The sequence below is a fragment of the Rhizobium sp. Root483D2 genome (assembly GCF_001426685.1).
In the GTDB taxonomy this organism is placed as follows: Bacteria; Pseudomonadota; Alphaproteobacteria; order Rhizobiales; family Rhizobiaceae; genus Pararhizobium; species Pararhizobium qamdonense.
Genome location: NZ_LMFB01000016.1, coordinates 8,685 through 25,771 on the forward strand (window position 1 = coordinate 8,685; position 17,087 = coordinate 25,771).

The window sequence follows — 17,087 nt, forward strand, 5'->3', positions numbered from 1 at the left end:
AGAGAGGCGCAGAAGAACCTGAGAAGCGCGGCAAAAGACACCGAAACGGGGCACATCGCGTGTCACCTACACTTATTACACTGAGGCACCCGATGTGCCCCGGCCGACCCTGCCGTGCCAAAAGCCGGCAGACATTGCAGATGAGACAAACCACGGGCCAAAACCGCGCCGCGTGATGGAAAACCGTATTCATCATTTTGATCGCCTGCATCCATCCGGAAAAGGAGAAAGACATGCTGCCGGCCTGCGATCCTGAAAAATTGCCGCTTCACCCCGATTTGTTCGAGTTGCTGTGCCGCACGGCTGTCGCGAGAATGGGAGTTCCCGCCTTCTGCCGGCTGCGCAAATGCGGCCGGGAGGAGGAATGCACCGGCACGCTGACGCTGCGGGAAATCCCGCATTGGTTTCGCGGCCTGACAGATGTCGATGCGCTGCTGCCTCTCTGCATTGCCAATTCGGACGACGCCTGGTTCCGTGCATTCGTCCTTCAATGGATCCTGTGCCGGGAGGATTATCTCGGCCGCGTCCGTCCGCCCGAAGCGGTTCGCAGCCTGCTTGCCCTTGACGAGCAGTGGCCGGTTTCCATCTATATGGACGAGCAAGTAAAAATACCTGCCGCCGTAAGCGCCTTGACCGGCGAGATGCAGACATTGCTCGACGATCTGAAGGCTTCCCTGGAAAGCAAGTCTTCAGATGTTCAAAAAGGCGCATCTCTTTGAGGAGACTGACATGCCCTATGTTGATGGATTTATCGTCGCCGTTCCGAAGGACAATATCGAGGCCTACAAGGATCTGGCGCGCACGGCAGGCGAGGTCTGGAAGGAATATGGCGCACTCTCCTATGTCGAATGCATCGGCGACGATGTGCCCTATGGCGAGCTCACCTCGTTCCCGCGCGCCGTGCAGGCGACCGATGACGAGGTCGTGGTCTTTTCCTGGATCACCTACCCCTCACGCGAAGAGCGTGACGAGATCAACAAAAAGGTGATGGCCGATCCGCGCCTGAGCATGGACAATTTTTCCATGCCGTTCGATGGCAAGCGGATGATCTATGGCGGCTTCAAAAGTTTTCTGGACCTGTAATTGGAGCGCCAAGCGGGTGGCGGCTTGAAAGGATATCATGCCCCAGACGATCATCACCCTTCAGACCCGTGGTGCCGGTCTCTACGAGTTTACCGGCGAGGCGCAAGCGTTCGTGCGCAGGGCCGGTCTGGAGGAGGGGCTTTTGACCGTCTTCGTGCGCCACACGTCCTGCTCGCTGCTCATCCAGGAAAATGCCGATCCGGACGTCCGGCGCGATCTCGACGCCTTCTTCAAGCGCCTGGTGCCGCCGTCTGACGATCCTTCGATGGGCTGGATCATCCACACTGCCGAAGGTCCTGACGACATGCCAGCCCATATCAAGGCGGCGCTGACGCAGGTATCGATCGGCATTCCCGTCGGAGCGCGCGGCCTGATGCTCGGCACCTGGCAGGGCCTTTACCTGTTTGAACACCGCGACCGCCCGCACCGCCGCGAGGTTGTGCTGCATCTGGGTGGATGATGATGCAGGGAGACTGCTGCTTTCAAGAGGCCGCAAGATTGAAATTACGGGAACAAAAACAAATGTTTGGTGTTGTTACAGTTTCAACGCAAGCGCGGCTCCATCCAAGGTTTAAACGCCGCTGAACGTCCGCATATCGCTGGGGTTTCATCCCGAATTGTTACCGTTTCACGGTGCCGCGCACCGCCCACACAGACACGAGGACCAACATTGACCGACGCGCAGACCATTGCCAGCCGCTTCATGCAGGCCCTGAACGAGCGGGATTTCGATGTGATCGCCACATTCCTCGACGAGGATGTAGCGCTGGATACGCTGACCGGCCAGCGCACCATCGGCGCCGGTCCCCTGCGCATGGCGGTCATGAGCTATTTCCGTCATTTCGACGAAAGCTTCAGCGATATGGTGCTGATGCACGATGCGTTCGGCCAGCGTGTCGCCGTCGATCTGACGGCGCGCGGCCATTACCGCGAGAGCATGCCGGGCTTTGCCGAGGCGAACGGCCAGTCCTATTCGATCCCCAGCGTCTTCGTCTTCGAGTTCGAAAACGGCGCGGTGACCCGGCTCAGCCATTACCGCAATATCCGCGTTTTCGAAGAGATGCTGTCCCGCTGATTCCTTCTGCCTTTTTCTGGCCACTCAGGCGCGCTTCTTTTCAGCCTGAACGCCGGATGAACGGCAGATTCGGGTTTCGTTCAGCCAGGCCGGATTAGGGTTTTCTCAATGCCCAGAACAAGGCGGCGCCAAAACAAGGCGGTCGTAAAACAAGGTGGGCAAACATTTTAGGGTTTGGATTCTTGAAGGAGAAACAGTCATGAAACAGATTTTTGCAAAGCTCGCCCTTGCCGGCATGATCGGTTTGACCGGCCTTGGTGCCACGCTGACCCCGGCTGCAGCCGATACGATCACGCTCGGCCTGAGTTCCGGCGGCATCGTCGATGTCCAGTACCGCGATCGTGATCGCGATCGTTATGGCGACGAACGCGACTGGGACCGCGACCGCCGTCATCGCCCGGGCTGGGGCCATGAGCGCCGTGGCCGTTGTGATCCCTGGCTTGCCCAGGAAAAGGCCCGCGATTTCGGCATGCGCCGGGCCCGCGTGGTTGACGTCTCGCCCCGCCGCGTCGTCGTCGAAGGCATGCGCCGTGGCAATTACCGCACCCTGGTATTCGCCAATGCCCGCGGTTGCCCAGTCATCGGCCGTTAAAGTCATCGGCCGCTGACACAGCGACATCGATTCTTTCCGTCTTGTCTCCCCCGGCCGGCGGAAAGTTTAGCCCCTCGCGGTTTTACTGCGGGGGGTGCTTTGTTTTGGGCATAGGCCGCAACGCAGGCTGTGTCGCCACTCCCATCCAGCGCACAAAAAAAATCCCGCCGAAGCGGGATTTGATCGTCCACGGTTGTTGGCCGCGGGCTATTATTGCTTGATCGCGAAGGTGACGTTGACGGTGACGTTATAGCTGTTTTCTCCCGTGGCGATCGGCACGGCATCTGCGGCATATTCCTTTGCCATGGTGCGCATCATCGGCATAGGTTCGGGCCGGGATGAGTTCTCTGAAATTTCAATAATACGGCCGATCGAAACGCCGGCGGCTTCCGACAGGACCTTGCCCTTGGCAACGGCATCCGTCACCGCCGATTTGCGGGCTTCGGTGATCGTTGCTTCCGGCTTGTCGTTGGAAAACTGGATCGAACCGCCCTGGTTGACGCCGAGCGTTACCGACTGGTCGATGATCTCGCCGAGCTTGGCAAGGTCGCGCACCTTGATGGTCAGCGAATTGGCCACCTGGTATCCCGTCAGCACCGGCTGGCGGTTGCCGCCGTCGCTATTGTCCGGATACTGGTATTGCGGATTGACGGCGAAACCGGAGGTCTGCAGGTCGCGATCGGCAATGCCGGATGTTTTCAGCGCGTTCAGCACATCGGCCATCGCCTTGTTATTGGCGTCGAGCGCCTCTTTCGCAGTCTTGGCATCCTTGACGACGCTGAACGACAGGATCGCCAGATCCGGAGCAACGCTGGCGCGGCCTTCGCCCGATACGGTGATCACGGCTTCACGCGGCGTGGCGGTATCCTGCGCAAAGGCCGAAGCCCCGGCAATCCCCGCAAAAGCGGCGGCCAGAACGGCGATCTTGAGGCTGCGGGGCAAATAGGTGGATGTCATGGACAGTTTCTCTCCAGTTGTATTTCGTCCCTGCCACCTTATTGCGGATTGATTGTGTAGGGATTGCGGCAACGTCTTGTGGGAAAACCAGTTTTCCGCTAGAGCCAGTCCCACCCGCGGCCTGCCATTGGCCCGCGGCACCCCGGACACCTCCGGAAGGGCCTGTAGCTCAATGGTTAGAGCCGGCGGCTCATAACCGCTTGGTTGGGGGTTCGAGTCCCTCCGGGCCCACCAATAATATCAATGGCTTAGCTATTAGCGATTTTTGGCGATCCAATTTTCGCAACAATTTGGCAACAAAATTTGCGCGACTGGCCAAGTCTTTTTCTCTCCCTGTGTTTAAGAATTTGATTGAAGTGATGAAGCGATTCGTTAGAGCGTTAGCTGATTTGCTTCACGCGGCCTTATTGCGTCGTGGAAGTCTTCAACTTTCAGAACCCTTTCATCGTCATCCATTGCCGATATCAGCCCATCACAGAAAGCCTCTAACGAACTCGCCATATTCTTCGAAAAATGAGGTCTGAAAATCGCTTCTCTGATGACAGGCGGACCCGCCGAAACCTTTCGGGTCCCTTCTAAAGTCTCGTCTGTTAAAATGGTTCGTGTAATCACGCATCCAATCGATAGGTGAGGAAAGCTGACCACTGTCGTATAGGCAAGGGAAGTAAATTTTGCCGGGGCGTCGTCAAGAGGGGCCCAGAAGCCGTAAAGGTTCTCATTCGAAAGAGCGGCAGCGAATGCATCAGCTTGTTCCGCGCTGTTGTCAAAATCCGCGATTTCAAAATCGGGGGCAGCGAAATTTGCCGTCCGTGCTGCATCTCTGATTGCCATTACTACGGCGCAAAGCCGTTTGATGTTGTGGTGTATCTCTGACGGAGTAAGGTCTAGCCTCGCCCCGACGAAAATTTCATCACGTGACGTTATTTTCACATCAACCGGTCCGAAACTAGACCAAGAAATAATCGTCGCATAGCTTAACCACCTGGAAAAAGGTAAACGGCCAGCCTCCTCAAAATTGAAGTTAAAATCGTACTTTCCATTGGAATCGGCTACTATTTCCAGTGGGGGTGCCGAAAAGCGAATGTAGCCCCTTTTCGTAGTGTTTGTAATTGGCTTGTAGGCATAGATATCTCCCGACATTGCGATTGAAGGTTCCGTTAGTGGGCCTTTGAATCGAAGTTCGCATTGCTCTACGGGATTCGGGTTGAAGGTCAAAAGACCTTTGTCGGTGTCAACGAACGGAGTGGGATCGGAGAGGCCAAAGCGTGTTCTTGTGATCGAAAACTGCGAAACAGGGATTTGTTTTTCAAGTCCAAGAAATGCGCGGGCAAGCTTGTCTTGGTCGATGTTTTCGAGCAACAATTTGCCCGTAGCGCCGCCCGATTCATATCCCGATGTCTGGATCACCTTCGTCTTAGCATCCACATAGTTTATCCCCACGGTGTCGATCTCGTTCAGCATCCATTCCGAAACGTTCTGGTGAATTTGTGTTGAGGTGTCGAAGGTGAAAATAAGCTTCTCTTTGTGAAGCTCTTTAGAGTCGATGCCAGACTTCCGTATTAGTTTCAGCCAGGAAGTTAGCAAGTCTCCCCATACGTGTATGCCTCGGATCGTCTTGTCCTTCATTACCATGAATATAAACCATGGATCATGCGAAGTGACGGCCTCTTGGATATTGGAAAGCTTTATCTTTGACTTTCCGTATTTTGTAATTGTCGATTTTACTTTTACATATGCTTTTTTTCGCGGCGGCCGGTCTTCCGGGGAGCCATCGAATTTCTCCTTTGGAAACTCTACAAAGAGGTCCCATCCGAAGATGTCTTCGTCCGGCAAGGTTGCGACCGACCCCGCGAGCGAGCATTGGGTCAATATGATTTTTTCGGCGGCACGCGCAAATCTCATCAAGCTATTCCAGTAGTCTTTTCGTAATTTGCGCACAGCAGTCTAATGTGGATAGTGAGCGCTCAAAGGTCCGATGGTTGTGGCAATGGATACTAGTTCGACGTGATAGTTCCGCCAAACATTGTTTTGAATTCACTCCGGCAATTCGCGTACCTTCGCGGCCTCAATTTCTGATAGCGCTTTATCCAATTTGCTGTTCGTCATCCAACCACCCTTTTTCACGCTTCTCACGTTCAACTAGAAGGTGGCAGACGTTCGCAATTCCCGCAATATGGCAGTGTCGATAGAAGGCGGGATACTCGACCGGGTGCCATTCCGCGTAATGGATTTCGGTTAGCCAGGGCTCAGGAACATAACGTGAAATCTTCTGGCTAACCCTTTCGGTAGCCCATTGATTTGTTTGCATTCGGCCCGGCCCTCCGGGCCCACCATTTTCTGCTTGTCCGACCAAAACCCCCTGCCGACCCTCCAACTCACCCCGGCTTCGCACCAAGCGCATGCAGGATCCCGCGCAGTTCGGCCAGGCCGCGGAGGCGGCCGATGGGGGGGTAGCCGGGGGTGACGGTTTTTTCGAGGTCGTCGAGCATGCGGTGGCCGTGGTCGGAGCGGAAGACGATGGTGTTTTCGCCTGAGCGGCGGCGGTCTTCGGTGACGAGTTCCTTCAGCACCGCGACCATATCGACATCGCCCTCCAAATGGGCGCTTTCGTGGAAGCTGCGGCCGTCTTTTTCCCGTGCCGTGGCGCGCAGATGGGCGAAATGGATGCGGCCGGCAAAGCGCCGGGCAATGGCCGGCAGGTCGTTGTCTTCGCGCACGCCAAGGCTGCCGGTGCAAAAGCACATGCCGTTGGCTTGCGAGGGCACGGCGTCAAACAGGGCGGCGTAATCGTCGGCGGTCGAGGCGATGCGGGGCAGGCCGAAGAGCGGGCGTGGCGGATCGTCGGGATGCAGGGTCAGCTTGACGCCGAGCGCTTCTGCGGCGGGGGTCACGGCTTCAAGAAATTCGACCAGATGCTGGCGGAAGCGGCTGGCATCGACGCCGCTATAGGCGGCGAGCCGTTCGCGAAATCCGGGAACCGTCATCGGTTCGGTGGTGGAGCCGGGCAGGGCCGAGGTGATGATGCGGGTGATCTCCGCCATCTCTTCTTCCGGCATCGCCTCGAACACGCTTTTGGCGCGTTCACGGTCTTCGTCCGAATAGTCGTTTTCGGCGCCCTGCCGCTTCAGCACGAACAGGTCGAAGGCGGCAAAGCGCTCGTGGTCGAAGCGCATGGCGGTGGCACCGGTCGGGGTGACGAAATCCAGTTCGGTGCGCGTCCAGTCGACCACCGGCATGAAATTGTAGCAGATGATCTTGATACCGCAGGCGGCGACCGCCTCAAGACTGGCAATCCAAGCGTCGATCTCGGCTTTGGCCTTGCGGCCCGTGCGCTTGACGGCATCGGGGATGGGGATGCTTTCGACAACCGACCAGGTGAGCGGCGAGCGCCCGGCGGGCGTGGTTTCGATGAGGTTTTGGCGCTCGCGCACCTCACTCTGCGTCCAGGCGCGGCCGATCGGCACCTGGTGCAGCGCCGAGACGATATTGGTCGCCCCGGTCTGGCGCACATCATCCAGCGTCACCGGTGCATCCGGCCCGAACCATCTCCATCCCTGACGCATGCCTGCTTCTTCCTCCGGTTCTATTCAGTTTTCTGGTGTTCAGCAAAAATAATCGGGGTGCATGACCCGCAATTCCGCGACATCGGGAATGACGGCGCTCAGATGGTGCATCATGGCCGCGCGGGCGCCATCAACGTCATGGGCGGCGATGGCATTGCGGATCGTCACATGCTCTTCGATCACGCTTTCCATGCGTCCAAGCGCCGGCAAGGTCAGGCGCCGGGCGCGGTCGATCTGGATCTTCACTGTTTTCAGGATGGCCCAGATGCCGGGATAGCCGGCGATCCCGGCGATCGTCTCGTGAAAGGCTTCGTCCTGCTCGTGGAAAAGCGAGGTCTCGTTATGGGCGGCGTGCAGGCGCTGGCGGGCGATGATCGCGTCCAGCTTGGCGATGTCGGTTTGCGTGGCAATCGCTGTCGCCGATTCCACCGTCGTTCCCTCCAGCGACTTGCGGATCACCACCGCCTCGGGAATGGCTGAGACCGGAACCAGCGACACGAAGGTGCCCGACTGCGGGAAGATATCGACAAGCCCGGCTTCGGCCAGCCGCAGCAGCGCTTCACGCACCGGAGTGCGGCTGACGCCGAACTCCTCGGCAATCCGCTTTTCCTGCAGCGGCATGCCGGGCGGCATCTGCAAAGAGGAGATGGCCGAATGCAGCCGGTCATAGATCGCCGATCCCGCCGTGACGCGCCGAAGCTTTGCAGCGGACGGCTCTGCGATGCGGGACGCGGCGATGGTGCTGAGGGGCGCTGATGACATGAAAGCTCTCGAAGCGTTGACACTGTTGTGAATACTAGTATATCAGTTTCTCAACGTTGCCAAGACGTGAAGCGGGAGGAGCGACAAGGAATGGCATTGCACCCCGACAGGCTGTTTCCTGGCGACCCCGGTACGCGGGCAATCGCAAGGCAGCTTTATCAGACGGTTCAGTCCCTGCCGATCGTATCGCCGCATGGCCATACGGACCCGTCCTGGTATGCGCACGACAAGCCGTTTCCAGACCCGGCGGCGCTGTTCATCACGCCCGATCACTATGCGACGCGCATGCTTTATTCGCAGGGTGTGCGGCTGGAGGATCTCGGTGTTGCGCGGCGTGACGGCGCGGCGGTCGAGACGGACCCGCGCACGATATGGCGGTTGTTTGCCCGGCATTTTCATCTGTTTGCGGGAACGCCGACGCGCATCTGGTTCGAGCATTCAATGGAGACCGTATTCGGGATTACCGAGCGCCTGTCACTTGAAACCGCCGATGCCCTGTTCGACCAGATCGAAGCGGCTATCCCGACACCGCAGATGCGGCCGCGTGCGCTGTTTGACCGCTTCAACATGGAAGTGATCGCCACCACCGACAGCGCGCTCGATGATCTCAGCCATCACGATGCCGTGCGCGATTCGGGGTGGCATGGGCGCGTGGTGCCGACCTATCGGCCGGATGCGGTGGTCGATCCGCAGGCATCAGGATTTGCCGGAAACCTCGAACGGTTCCTGGGCATGACCGGGGAGCAGGCGACGTTTGCCGGCTATCTGAATGCGCACCGGGCGCGGCGTGCCTTCTTCAAGGCGCGCGGTGCCACGGCCACCGATCACGGCCATGCCACCGCCCGAACCGAGAATCTTGCGCCAAGCGAGGCGGCGCGGTTGTTCGACACGGTGCTGGCCGGCCGGGCGGATGCGGGAGAGGCCGATGCCTTCCGGGGGCAGATGCTGACGGAAATGGCGCGGATGAGCCGGGATGATGGGCTGGTGATGCAGATCCATCCTGGGTCCTACCGCAACCACAATCCGTCGCTTTTTGCGAATTTCGGTCCCGACAAGGGGGCGGATATTCCTTCGGAGACCAGCTATGTGCAGGCTTTGAAGCCGCTGCTCGATGTTGCCGGCAATGATCCGGAGCTGACGGTCATCCTCTTCACGCTCGATGAAACCGCCTATTCGCGTGAGCTTGCGCCACTTGCCGGTCATTATCCAGCGCTCAAGCTTGGCCCCGCCTGGTGGTTTTTCGACAGCCCGGAAGGCATGCGCCGCTACCGCGAGACAACGACGGAGACCGCCGGGTTCTACAATACGGTGGGGTTCAACGACGACACACGCGCCTATCTGTCGATCCCGGCCCGCCATGACATGGCGCGGCGGGTGGACTGCGCCTATCTCGCCCGGCTCGTGGCAGACCACCGCCTTGACGAGGAAGAGGCATCCAGTCTGGCGCACGAACTCGCCTACGGGCTGGCAAAGAGAGCCTATCGACTGTGACTATCTGGCAGACGGGCGGCGCAGGAGGCGCCCGCTGCACAACAAGGGAGGAGAACGACATGAACGTTACGCGCAGGACTTTTGTCGGCGGAGTTGCCGGCTTGACGGGGCTTGGCCTTTTGCCCGGCCGGCTGTTTGCACAGATCAAGGCGCCGGCAAGCCCGGTCGCCATCACCGTGGTCGATGTTGCCGGCAATCTGGCTTTGACACAGGGCATGCTGGAGGCCTATGCGGCGGCCAAGCCGGAATGGGTATCGAGCTTTGCCTTCACCAAGGCCCCGGCACCGGAACTGCCCGCCAAGCTGAAGGCGCAGCAGGCTGCCGGCAAGGTCGATATCGACCTCGTGCTGACCGGAACCGATGTGCTTGCGGCCGGTCTCGACCAGGGGCTCTGGGTCGATCTGTCAGCCCATAAGGGCGATCTGCCCAATCTGGAAAGCATTCTGTTGCCGCAGGCGTTCAAGATGCAGGCGCTCGCCAAGGACCAGGGCGTCGTCGTCACCTATTATCCATCGGGACCGCTGATCGAATATATGCCGGACCGGGTGGCGACACCGCCAAAGACGGCTCAGGAACTGCTGGACTGGTCAAAGGCCAATCCGAACAAGTTCATGTATGCCCGTCCGGCCAATTCCGGTCCCGGCCGCACCTTCCTGATGGGGCTTCCCTATATTCTCGGCGACAGCGATCCACACGATCCGGTCAATGGCTGGGCAAAGACCTGGGACTATCTGAAGGCCTTAGGTGAAAATATCGAATATTACGGCACCGGCACGACGCAGGTGATGAAGGAACTGGGCGAGGGCACCCGCGACATCGTCGTCTCGACGACCGGCTGGGATATCAACCCGCGTGCGCTCGGCATCGTTCCAGCCGAAGCCAAGGTCGGCAAGCTCGACGGTTTCCACTGGGTGACGGACGCCCATTACGCTGTCATTCCCAAGGGCGTCTCCGAGGAGAAGGTCGCCGTCCTGCTCGATATCATCAACTTCATGCTGCAGCCGCAGCAGCAGGCAATCGCCTATGACCAGGGCTATTTCTATCCGGGCCCGGCGGTGAAGGATGTGACGATCGACATGGCGCCACAGGAAAGCCAGGACGCCATCAAGGAGTTCGGCCGTCCGGAATATGCCGACTGGATCGCCAACAATCCGCTGGAAGTGCCGCTTGACCCTGCAAGGATCGTCGATGCGTTCCGCATCTGGGACGAGCAGATCGGCGCATCCAAGGGCTGAGCGCTAACGCTTTGGTAATATGCCTGGACGCTCCGGGCAAATGCGCAAACGAAATGATCTCCCCCTTTGAGGGGGAGATATCACGGACTGACAGTGGCGTGGCAAACCCAGCTTTGCCCCGTCCATACATGCCCCTTGCCGTTGCACGAGACTTGAAGGAGACGACCTTGAATTTGCCGGTTCAGACCGCAGCGGCGGTGCTTTCGCCCAAACAGACGGCCCGCCTCGAGCTTGATGGCCTGCGCCGTTCGTTTGGCGCCTATACAGCGCTTGACGGCATCGATCTTGCCATCGAGCCCGGCGAATTCATCGCGCTTCTGGGGCCGTCCGGTTGCGGCAAATCCACGGCGCTGAATTGCGTCGCGGGGCTTCTCGCCCTGTCGGGCGGCGAAATCCGGCTGGGGGGCAAACGCATTGACCAGCTGGAGCCGGAAAAGCGCGGGTTTGGCATGGTGTTCCAGAGCTATGCCCTGTTTCCGCATATGAGCGTGCGCCGCAATGTCGGCTTCGGGCTGACCATGCAGGGCATTGGCGGTGCAGAGGCCGACAGGCGCATCGAGCAGGCTCTGGCGCTCGTGCGGCTGGAAAGCCAGATCGACAAGCTGCCGGGGCAGCTGTCGGGCGGACAGCAGCAGCGCGTGGCGATTGCCCGCGCCATCGTCATCCGGCCGCCTGTCGTCTTGATGGACGAGCCGCTGTCCAATCTCGATGCCAAGCTGCGGCTTGAGATGCGCGCCGAAATCCGCGGCATCCACGACCAGATCGGCTCGACGACCATTTACGTGACGCATGATCAGGACGAGGCGCTGTCGCTGGCCGACCGGATCGTGGTGATGAACCAGGGCCGGATCATGCAGATCGGCTCGCCGCAGGATCTCTACCAGCGCCCCAATCATATCGACGTCGCCGATTTCATGGGTTTTCGCACGCGCATCAAGGGCCGGGTGACGGCTGTGTCTGGCGAGGAAGCCCGCATCGAAGTGGCCGGAGCGCAACTGACAGGCACGATGCGCGAGCCGCTTGCCATCGACGATGCGGCAGTGCTGTCGGTGCGGCCGGAAGACCTGGTCGCCGTCGAGGATGGCAGCGGCGTACCCGCCACCGTCGTCAACATGGAATATCGCGGCCGGGCCTTTTTCGGGATCGCCAAGTCGGCGGATGGGTCCGATCTCTATTTCCGCGCCGAACAGGCCTTGCCGCGCGGCGCGCAAGCGACATTGCAGCCGGCGCCGGGCCGGGCGCTGCTGTTCAAGGGAACGGGCGCATGAGCACGCCGTCGCTTCGCTACCGGCTTGCTGCGCGCGGTTTTGACGGCACGACGCTGCTGATCCTGCCGGGACTTGCGGTCATGCTCGGGCTCTTCATCTATCCATTTATCTACGGACTTGCCGATTCGGTCATGCCGAAGGAAGGCCCCTGGTATGCGAACTACGTCACCTTCTTCAGCGACCCCTTCCAGTACCGCACGATTGCCTCGACGCTCTGGCTGGCGCTGCCGGTCACGATCGTCAATCTCGCCTTTGCCGTGCCGATCGCTTTTCGCGTCCGGCTGATGACGCGCCAAAGGCTGCTGACCACGATCCTGGTACTGCCGATCACGCTCGGCACGGTGTTCGTGGCCGACGGGCTTTTGACGTTTCTGGGGCCGCAGGGCTGGTTCAACCGCGTGCTGGTGCTGATCGGTCTTCTGGATGCGCCGATGAAGCTGACCAACAACTATTGGGGTGTGTTTGCCTCGCTGGTCATCACCGGCTTTCCCTTCGCTTTCCTTTTGACGCTGTCCTACGTGACCGGTATCGACCCGGCGATCGAACAGGCTGCCGCAACGCTCGGCGCCAATGCCCGCCAGCGGTTCATGAAAGTCTTCCTGCCGCTTCTGGTGCCGGGACTTGCCGTCACCTTCTGCCTGGCTTTCGTGCAGGCCTTTGCGGTCTTTCCCTCAGCCGTGCTGCTCGGTGCTCCGGCAGGCCCGACGCGGGTGATCTCGATTGCCGCCTATCAAGCAGCCTTCGAGCAATATGACCATTCTCTGGGAACGGCGATTGCGATGGTCATGGGGGCGGTGGAGCTGGTCGTGGTGCTGATCGTTTTGGGCGCGCGCTCGTTTTTCTATCGCGGGCCGACCGGGGGGACGAAGGGATGACGATCGTGACACATCCTGCGCCCGATCCCTCATTCTTTCAGGAGAAGCCGCTATGATCCGTGATCAGGGCCTCGTATCGAAAATCTGGCGTTTTGCCGTCTGGGCGGTTGCCGGCCTGTTCATTCTAAACCTCATCGGCGTGATCGCCGCCGTGGTGGTGAATTCCTTTGCCACGCGCTGGCTCGGCACCTGGCTGCCGATCGGCCTGACGACGAAATGGTATTTCAGCGCCTGGAAGGAATTCCAGCTGTCGAGCGTCGTGCTCGTGACCTTCCAGATCGTCTTCACGGTGGTGCTGATTTCCGGGGTGCTTGGGGTAACCACGGCCTATGCGCTGGCGCGGCGGGATTTTCCGGGCAAGCGCGTCGTCGTGCTGCTGTTCCTTCTGCCTTTGCTCATTCCGCCGCTGACCTACGGCATTCCGCTGGCGACGGTGCTTTACCAGCTTGGTCTTGGCGGCTCCTTCTGGGGCGTCGTGCTGATCAATCTCGTGCCCTCGCTGCCCTTCGTCGTTCTGGTGATGATTCCCTTCATCGAGCAGATCGATCCGCGTATCGAGGCGGCGGCGCGCGTCTTCGGGGCCGGGACCGGCAGCCTGTTTCTGCGCATCCTGTTGCCGCTTTTGCTGCCCGGCATGCTGGCGGCACTGCTTCTGGTGCTGGTGCGCACGATCGCGATGTTCGAGCTGACCTTTCTCATCGCCGGACCGACAAGCCAGACGCTGGTGGTTTCGCTCTATTACGCCGTCTTTGCCTCCGGCGTCAGGGCCGGGCAGTCGATCGACGCCATGGCGGTGATCTACATGGTGACGACGCTGTTCTGGCTGGTCCTTGCCCTGCAATTCGTCAATCCCTCGCAGATTGTCGCCCGCGCCAAACAGCAGCCCGCATCATGACCAGATTATCCAACGGGACCCTGCCGCATCTGCCGGAAACGATCGCAAGACCGGACTATGACCGGGGCGAGGTGACGGTCGGGATCGTGCATCTGGGCATCGGCGCCTTTCACCGCGCGCATCAGGCGGTGTTTACCGACGAGGTTTTGGCACGCGATCCCTCCTGGGGGATTTGCGGCGTTTCGCTGCGCAGTGCCGATACCCGCGATGCGCTTCAGCCGCAGGACGGGCTTTACACGCTGAAGGTTCAGGATGGCTTGGGCGAGACGCTGCGGATCATCGGCAGCGTTGTCGAAACCCTTGTTGCGCCGGAGGACCCACAGGCTGTTCTGGTGCGGATGGCCGATCCGGCGACCCGGATCGTGTCTTTGACGGTCACTGAAAAGGGCTATTGCCACAATCCGGCGACGGGCGCGCTGGATGATACCCATCCGGACGTTCTCCACGACCTGCAAAATCCGGGAAAACCGAGATCGGCCATCGGCTTCATCGTCGAGGCACTGGCTCTCAGGCAGGCGGCGGGCATCGAAGCCTTCACGCTTTTGTCCTGCGACAATCTTCCTTCCAACGGCGATGTCTTGAAACGTGTTGTCAGCCGCTTTGCGGACCTGCGCGATCCGGGGCTGGCGGCCTTTGTTGCCGGAGTCGCCTGCCCATCCACCATGATCGACCGGATCGTGCCGGCAACGGCGGAGAGTGACCGCGCTGCGATTGCGGTCGCACTCGGCGTCGAGGACGCCTGGCCTGTCGTCACCGAGCCGTTCCGGCAATGGGTGATCGAGGATGATTTTCCGCTGGGGCGGCCGCAATGGGAGGCGGCGGGTGCGGTGTTCGTGCCCGAGGTTTCGGCTTTCGAGACGATGAAGCTGCGGCTTCTCAACGGCAGCCATTCGACATTGGCCTATCTTGGCTATCTGGCCGGTGCTGAAACCGTGGCGCAGGCCATGGCCCTACCGGGCATGCAGCCGCTGATCGAAGGGCTGATGCGCGACGAGGTCTCGCCGACCCTGCCGGCGCTTGCGGGGTTTGATCTGCCTGCGTATCGCGATGCGCTGATCGCCCGCTTCAACAATCCGTCGCTACGCCATCGCACCTGGCAGATCGCCATGGACGGATCGCAAAAACTGCCGCAACGGCTGCTCGCAACAATCCGCGACCGCATGCGGGCAGGGGCGTCCTATGACCGTCTGGTGCTCGGGGTTGCCGCCTGGATGGTTTACGCGCGCGGGCTTGATGAGGCGCGACAGGCGATCGACGTTCGCGATCCTCTGGCCGGGCGCATCGCCGCAATGACGCAAGGCCTGTATGATCCCGAAGAGATCGTCGCGGCGTTGCTGAGCCTCACGGACGTGTTTGGCGGCGATCTCAGCGGCGATGCAGGGTTCAAAGCGAAGCTTGTCGATGCCCTGTCGCGGCTGTTCTCAACGGGGGCCATGGCAGAAATTTCAGCTTGGCGAGAGGCGCGCGGATAGACGCGCTGTTTCCCTGGATTCACGGACTCAAAGATTGTAGTGAAAGATCTTGGTTACTTCTAATTGAGAAGTGACTAAATCTATGATTGTGTCATTGCTTTAATGTATATCTATTAGTGTATATTGTTGAACTGTGTATTCTTTTTACTTGGTTGAGTCTTGGTACGGTCGGCAACACATTAGATTTGCGTTCGGATTGAACATTGGCTGTTTTCTCCAGCTTTTCGTTAAACTAATGCTCTGATTCATTACGACTCGATTAACTACCGCTTTTTACCTCCATTTAGAGATTCATCAATACTGTCTAACTCCTGAGGAATACCTCTACGCCAGCGGGCTCTGGTGCAGACAAGGGGAACGGCAGTGGGCATTTTGAAGACGTTTTTTTCCGATCGCGCGGGTAATTTCGGTATCCTGGGTGCCATTGCCATCGTCCCCATTCTGGGCGCTGCCGGGATGGCTGTCGATTTCAGCCGTGCGATGGAGCTGAGATCCAGGCTGCAGATTGCGGCCGATGGCGCGGTGCTTGCAGCGATTTCGGAAAAATCTGCCGGTGTCACGCAGGCCGTCGGCATGACCAATGATGGCCGCGTGTCGATCAGCGAGGCGGAAGCCAAGTTTTTCTTCGATGCCCAAATGGAAGCCAAAAAGAAATCCACGAAGGAACATGGGACTGACAGCGAGGACAACTTCTCCCAGGATGTGAAGCTTGATCTTGTCCAGGTGAAGGTCACCAAGGCTGGCAAGGACATCAAGGCCAACCTGACTTACCAAGCGACCTTGAAAACCTCGTTCCTGCGCGTTCTCGGCAAGGATTCGATTACCGTTTCAGGCAGCGCCAATGCGGTGTTTCAATCCGAGTCCTTCATGGATTTCTACCTGCTGCTCGACAATACGCCGTCGATGGGCGTGGCCTCCACGACCGCCGATATCGAAAAGATGATCAAGGCGACGAAGAATGTTGCCGATTCCGGCTCAAGGAATTGTGCATTCGCCTGTCATATCGTCTCGGAAAAAGGCGTGGTCGATACCGGAAGCAATTATGCCGTCGCCAAGGCGAACGGCATCTCGATCCGTATCGATGCGGTGGCAAAGGCTGTGGTGGAACTGACCAAGGAAGCCGAGGCCCAGCAAAGCTATCCCGATCAGTTCCGCATGGCCACCTACACGTTCGGTGAGACCGCGATGGATACAAAGCTGTTCAAGGTGGAGGGTTTGACCGGCGATCTCTCCAAGGTGAAGAAGACTGCCGAGGGCATCAAGCTGATGAGCATTCCCAAGCAGGGCTATAACAACGACCAGCAGACCGACTTCGACAATGCGCTGAAGAAGATCGGCGACGAAATTACCGCCGTCGGCACTGGTCTGACGGCAACCAGCCCGGAAAAGTTCGTCTTCTTCGTTTCCGATGGCGTCGGCGATAGCTACAAGCCGAAGGGTTGCACGGCGAAACTGAGCGGCAGCCGCTGCCAGGAGCCGATCGATACGAAAAGCTGCACGGCCTTGAAGGCGCGGGGGATCAAGATCGCGGTTCTCTACACGACCTATCTGCCGCTTCCGAACAATGACTGGTACAACCAGTGGATCAAGCCGTTCCAGACGACGATCGGCACGAAGATGCAGGAATGTGCGTCTCCCGGCTTCTATTTCGAAGTGCCGCCGTCGCAGAACCTGGAGGGGGCGATGAAGATCCTCTTCAACAAGGTGGTGCATACGCCGCGGCTGACCAGTTGAGCCGAGCCTTCCTCTGACGCTCTTGTTTCCAGACTGAGCGGCATGCGTCCAACACGGACGCATGCCGTTTTGCCATGTCCATGCC

Annotated in this window: 16 protein-coding genes and 1 tRNA gene; 13 read left to right on the forward strand and 4 right to left on the reverse strand. The window is 59.3% G+C overall.

Features of this window, described 5'->3' with window-relative positions; genetic code table 11:
• Nucleotides 1-233 precede the first annotated feature (233 nt).
• From ASD32_RS14130 to ASD32_RS14150, 5 genes are all read left to right on the forward strand, one after another.
• The gene (locus ASD32_RS14130; protein ID WP_156383181.1) at nt 234-719 is read left to right on the forward strand and encodes a hypothetical protein; all 486 of its coding nucleotides are present in this window, start codon (nt 234-236) and stop codon (nt 717-719) included.
• Nucleotides 720-729: 10 nt separating this feature from the next.
• Nucleotides 730-1,083 (forward strand): DUF1428 family protein, encoded by a 354-nt coding sequence (locus ASD32_RS14135; RefSeq protein ID WP_060638884.1) that lies wholly within the window; start codon nt 730-732, stop codon nt 1,081-1,083.
• 37 nt (nt 1,084-1,120) lie between these two features.
• Complete coding sequence (locus ASD32_RS14140; protein ID WP_060638682.1) at nt 1,121-1,543, forward strand: secondary thiamine-phosphate synthase enzyme YjbQ; 423 nt, start codon at nt 1,121-1,123, stop codon at nt 1,541-1,543.
• 210 nt (nt 1,544-1,753) lie between these two features.
• A complete protein-coding gene (locus ASD32_RS14145; RefSeq protein ID WP_060638683.1) occupies nt 1,754-2,158 on the forward strand; it encodes a nuclear transport factor 2 family protein in 405 nt (134 codons plus the stop codon).
• Between the two features lie 199 nt (nt 2,159-2,357).
• Nucleotides 2,358-2,750 (forward strand): hypothetical protein, encoded by a 393-nt coding sequence (locus tag ASD32_RS14150; protein ID WP_060638684.1) that lies wholly within the window; start codon nt 2,358-2,360, stop codon nt 2,748-2,750.
• Nucleotides 2,751-2,960: 210 nt separating this feature from the next.
• On the opposite strand, the gene ASD32_RS14155 is transcribed toward ASD32_RS14150, so the two are convergent.
• Complete coding sequence (locus ASD32_RS14155; protein ID WP_060638685.1) at nt 2,961-3,707, reverse strand: SIMPL domain-containing protein; 747 nt, start codon at nt 3,705-3,707, stop codon at nt 2,961-2,963.
• Between the two features lie 158 nt (nt 3,708-3,865).
• On the opposite strand from ASD32_RS14155, the gene ASD32_RS14160 reads away from it, so the two are divergent.
• A tRNA-Ile gene (locus tag ASD32_RS14160) sits at nt 3,866-3,941 on the forward strand.
• Nucleotides 3,942-4,079: 138 nt separating this feature from the next.
• Here the strand turns inward: ASD32_RS14160 and ASD32_RS14165 are convergent.
• The 3 genes from ASD32_RS14165 to ASD32_RS14175 all read right to left on the reverse strand — a co-directional run bounded on the left by ASD32_RS14165 (nt 4,080) and on the right by ASD32_RS14175 (nt 8,032).
• Nucleotides 4,080-5,609: a hypothetical protein gene (locus tag ASD32_RS14165; RefSeq protein WP_060638686.1), complete on the reverse strand. Its 1,530-nt coding sequence runs from the start codon at nt 5,607-5,609 to the stop codon at nt 4,080-4,082.
• Between the two features lie 473 nt (nt 5,610-6,082).
• On the reverse strand, nt 6,083-7,270 hold the full coding sequence (gene uxuA / locus ASD32_RS14170; protein WP_060638687.1) for a mannonate dehydratase: 1,188 nt from the start codon (nt 7,268-7,270) through the stop codon (nt 6,083-6,085).
• Nucleotides 7,271-7,309: 39 nt separating this feature from the next.
• The gene (locus ASD32_RS14175) at nt 7,310-8,032 is read right to left on the reverse strand and encodes a GntR family transcriptional regulator (protein ID WP_060638688.1); all 723 of its coding nucleotides are present in this window, start codon (nt 8,030-8,032) and stop codon (nt 7,310-7,312) included.
• A gap of 90 nt (nt 8,033-8,122) precedes the next feature.
• Here ASD32_RS14175 and uxaC point away from each other — a divergent pair, with 90 nt between their 5' ends.
• The 7 genes from uxaC to ASD32_RS14210 all read left to right on the forward strand — a co-directional run bounded on the left by uxaC (nt 8,123) and on the right by ASD32_RS14210 (nt 17,002).
• Entirely contained in the window at nt 8,123-9,523 is a 1,401-nt protein-coding gene (gene uxaC, locus ASD32_RS14180; protein ID WP_060638689.1) for a glucuronate isomerase, read from the forward strand.
• Nucleotides 9,524-9,582: 59 nt separating this feature from the next.
• On the forward strand, nt 9,583-10,758 hold the full coding sequence (locus ASD32_RS14185) for an extracellular solute-binding protein (RefSeq protein ID WP_060638690.1): 1,176 nt from the start codon (nt 9,583-9,585) through the stop codon (nt 10,756-10,758).
• A gap of 167 nt (nt 10,759-10,925) precedes the next feature.
• The gene (locus ASD32_RS14190) at nt 10,926-12,026 is read left to right on the forward strand and encodes an ABC transporter ATP-binding protein (protein WP_060638691.1); all 1,101 of its coding nucleotides are present in this window, start codon (nt 10,926-10,928) and stop codon (nt 12,024-12,026) included.
• Nucleotides 12,023-12,901: a sugar ABC transporter permease gene (locus ASD32_RS14195; RefSeq protein ID WP_060638692.1), complete on the forward strand. Its 879-nt coding sequence runs from the start codon at nt 12,023-12,025 to the stop codon at nt 12,899-12,901. The genes ASD32_RS14190 and ASD32_RS14195 overlap by 4 nt, the downstream gene beginning before the upstream one ends.
• Before the next feature lie 52 nt (nt 12,902-12,953).
• Nucleotides 12,954-13,796, forward strand: coding sequence for an ABC transporter permease subunit (locus ASD32_RS14200; protein WP_060638693.1), 843 nt, complete (start codon nt 12,954-12,956; stop codon nt 13,794-13,796).
• The gene (locus ASD32_RS14205) at nt 13,793-15,268 is read left to right on the forward strand and encodes a mannitol dehydrogenase family protein (RefSeq protein ID WP_060638694.1); all 1,476 of its coding nucleotides are present in this window, start codon (nt 13,793-13,795) and stop codon (nt 15,266-15,268) included. Before ASD32_RS14200 ends, ASD32_RS14205 begins: the two co-directional genes overlap by 4 nt.
• Before the next feature lie 372 nt (nt 15,269-15,640).
• On the forward strand, nt 15,641-17,002 hold the full coding sequence (locus ASD32_RS14210) for a TadE/TadG family type IV pilus assembly protein (protein WP_156383189.1): 1,362 nt from the start codon (nt 15,641-15,643) through the stop codon (nt 17,000-17,002).
• Nucleotides 17,003-17,087: the final 85 nt, after the last annotated feature.

What these genes read in the sequence shown, in the direction of transcription:
- uxuA (WP_060638687.1), bottom strand. Translation starts at nt 7,270, where the DNA reads ATGCGTCAGGGATGGAGATGGTTCGGGCCGGATGCACCGGTGACGCTG.
- ASD32_RS14195 (WP_060638692.1), top strand. Translation starts at nt 12,023, where the DNA reads ATGAGCACGCCGTCGCTTCGCTACCGGCTTGCTGCGCGCGGTTTTGAC.
- ASD32_RS14135 (WP_060638884.1), top strand. Translation starts at nt 730, where the DNA reads ATGCCCTATGTTGATGGATTTATCGTCGCCGTTCCGAAGGACAATATC.
- ASD32_RS14130 (WP_156383181.1), top strand. Translation starts at nt 234, where the DNA reads ATGCTGCCGGCCTGCGATCCTGAAAAATTGCCGCTTCACCCCGATTTG.
- ASD32_RS14200 (WP_060638693.1), top strand. Translation starts at nt 12,954, where the DNA reads ATGATCCGTGATCAGGGCCTCGTATCGAAAATCTGGCGTTTTGCCGTC.
- ASD32_RS14155 (WP_060638685.1), bottom strand. Translation starts at nt 3,707, where the DNA reads ATGACATCCACCTATTTGCCCCGCAGCCTCAAGATCGCCGTTCTGGCC.
- ASD32_RS14175 (WP_060638688.1), bottom strand. Translation starts at nt 8,032, where the DNA reads ATGTCATCAGCGCCCCTCAGCACCATCGCCGCGTCCCGCATCGCAGAG.
- ASD32_RS14185 (WP_060638690.1), top strand. Translation starts at nt 9,583, where the DNA reads ATGAACGTTACGCGCAGGACTTTTGTCGGCGGAGTTGCCGGCTTGACG.
- ASD32_RS14165 (WP_060638686.1), bottom strand. Translation starts at nt 5,609, where the DNA reads ATGAGATTTGCGCGTGCCGCCGAAAAAATCATATTGACCCAATGCTCG.
- ASD32_RS14140 (WP_060638682.1), top strand. Translation starts at nt 1,121, where the DNA reads ATGCCCCAGACGATCATCACCCTTCAGACCCGTGGTGCCGGTCTCTAC.
- uxaC (WP_060638689.1), top strand. Translation starts at nt 8,123, where the DNA reads ATGGCATTGCACCCCGACAGGCTGTTTCCTGGCGACCCCGGTACGCGG.
- ASD32_RS14150 (WP_060638684.1), top strand. Translation starts at nt 2,358, where the DNA reads ATGAAACAGATTTTTGCAAAGCTCGCCCTTGCCGGCATGATCGGTTTG.
- ASD32_RS14205 (WP_060638694.1), top strand. Translation starts at nt 13,793, where the DNA reads ATGACCAGATTATCCAACGGGACCCTGCCGCATCTGCCGGAAACGATC.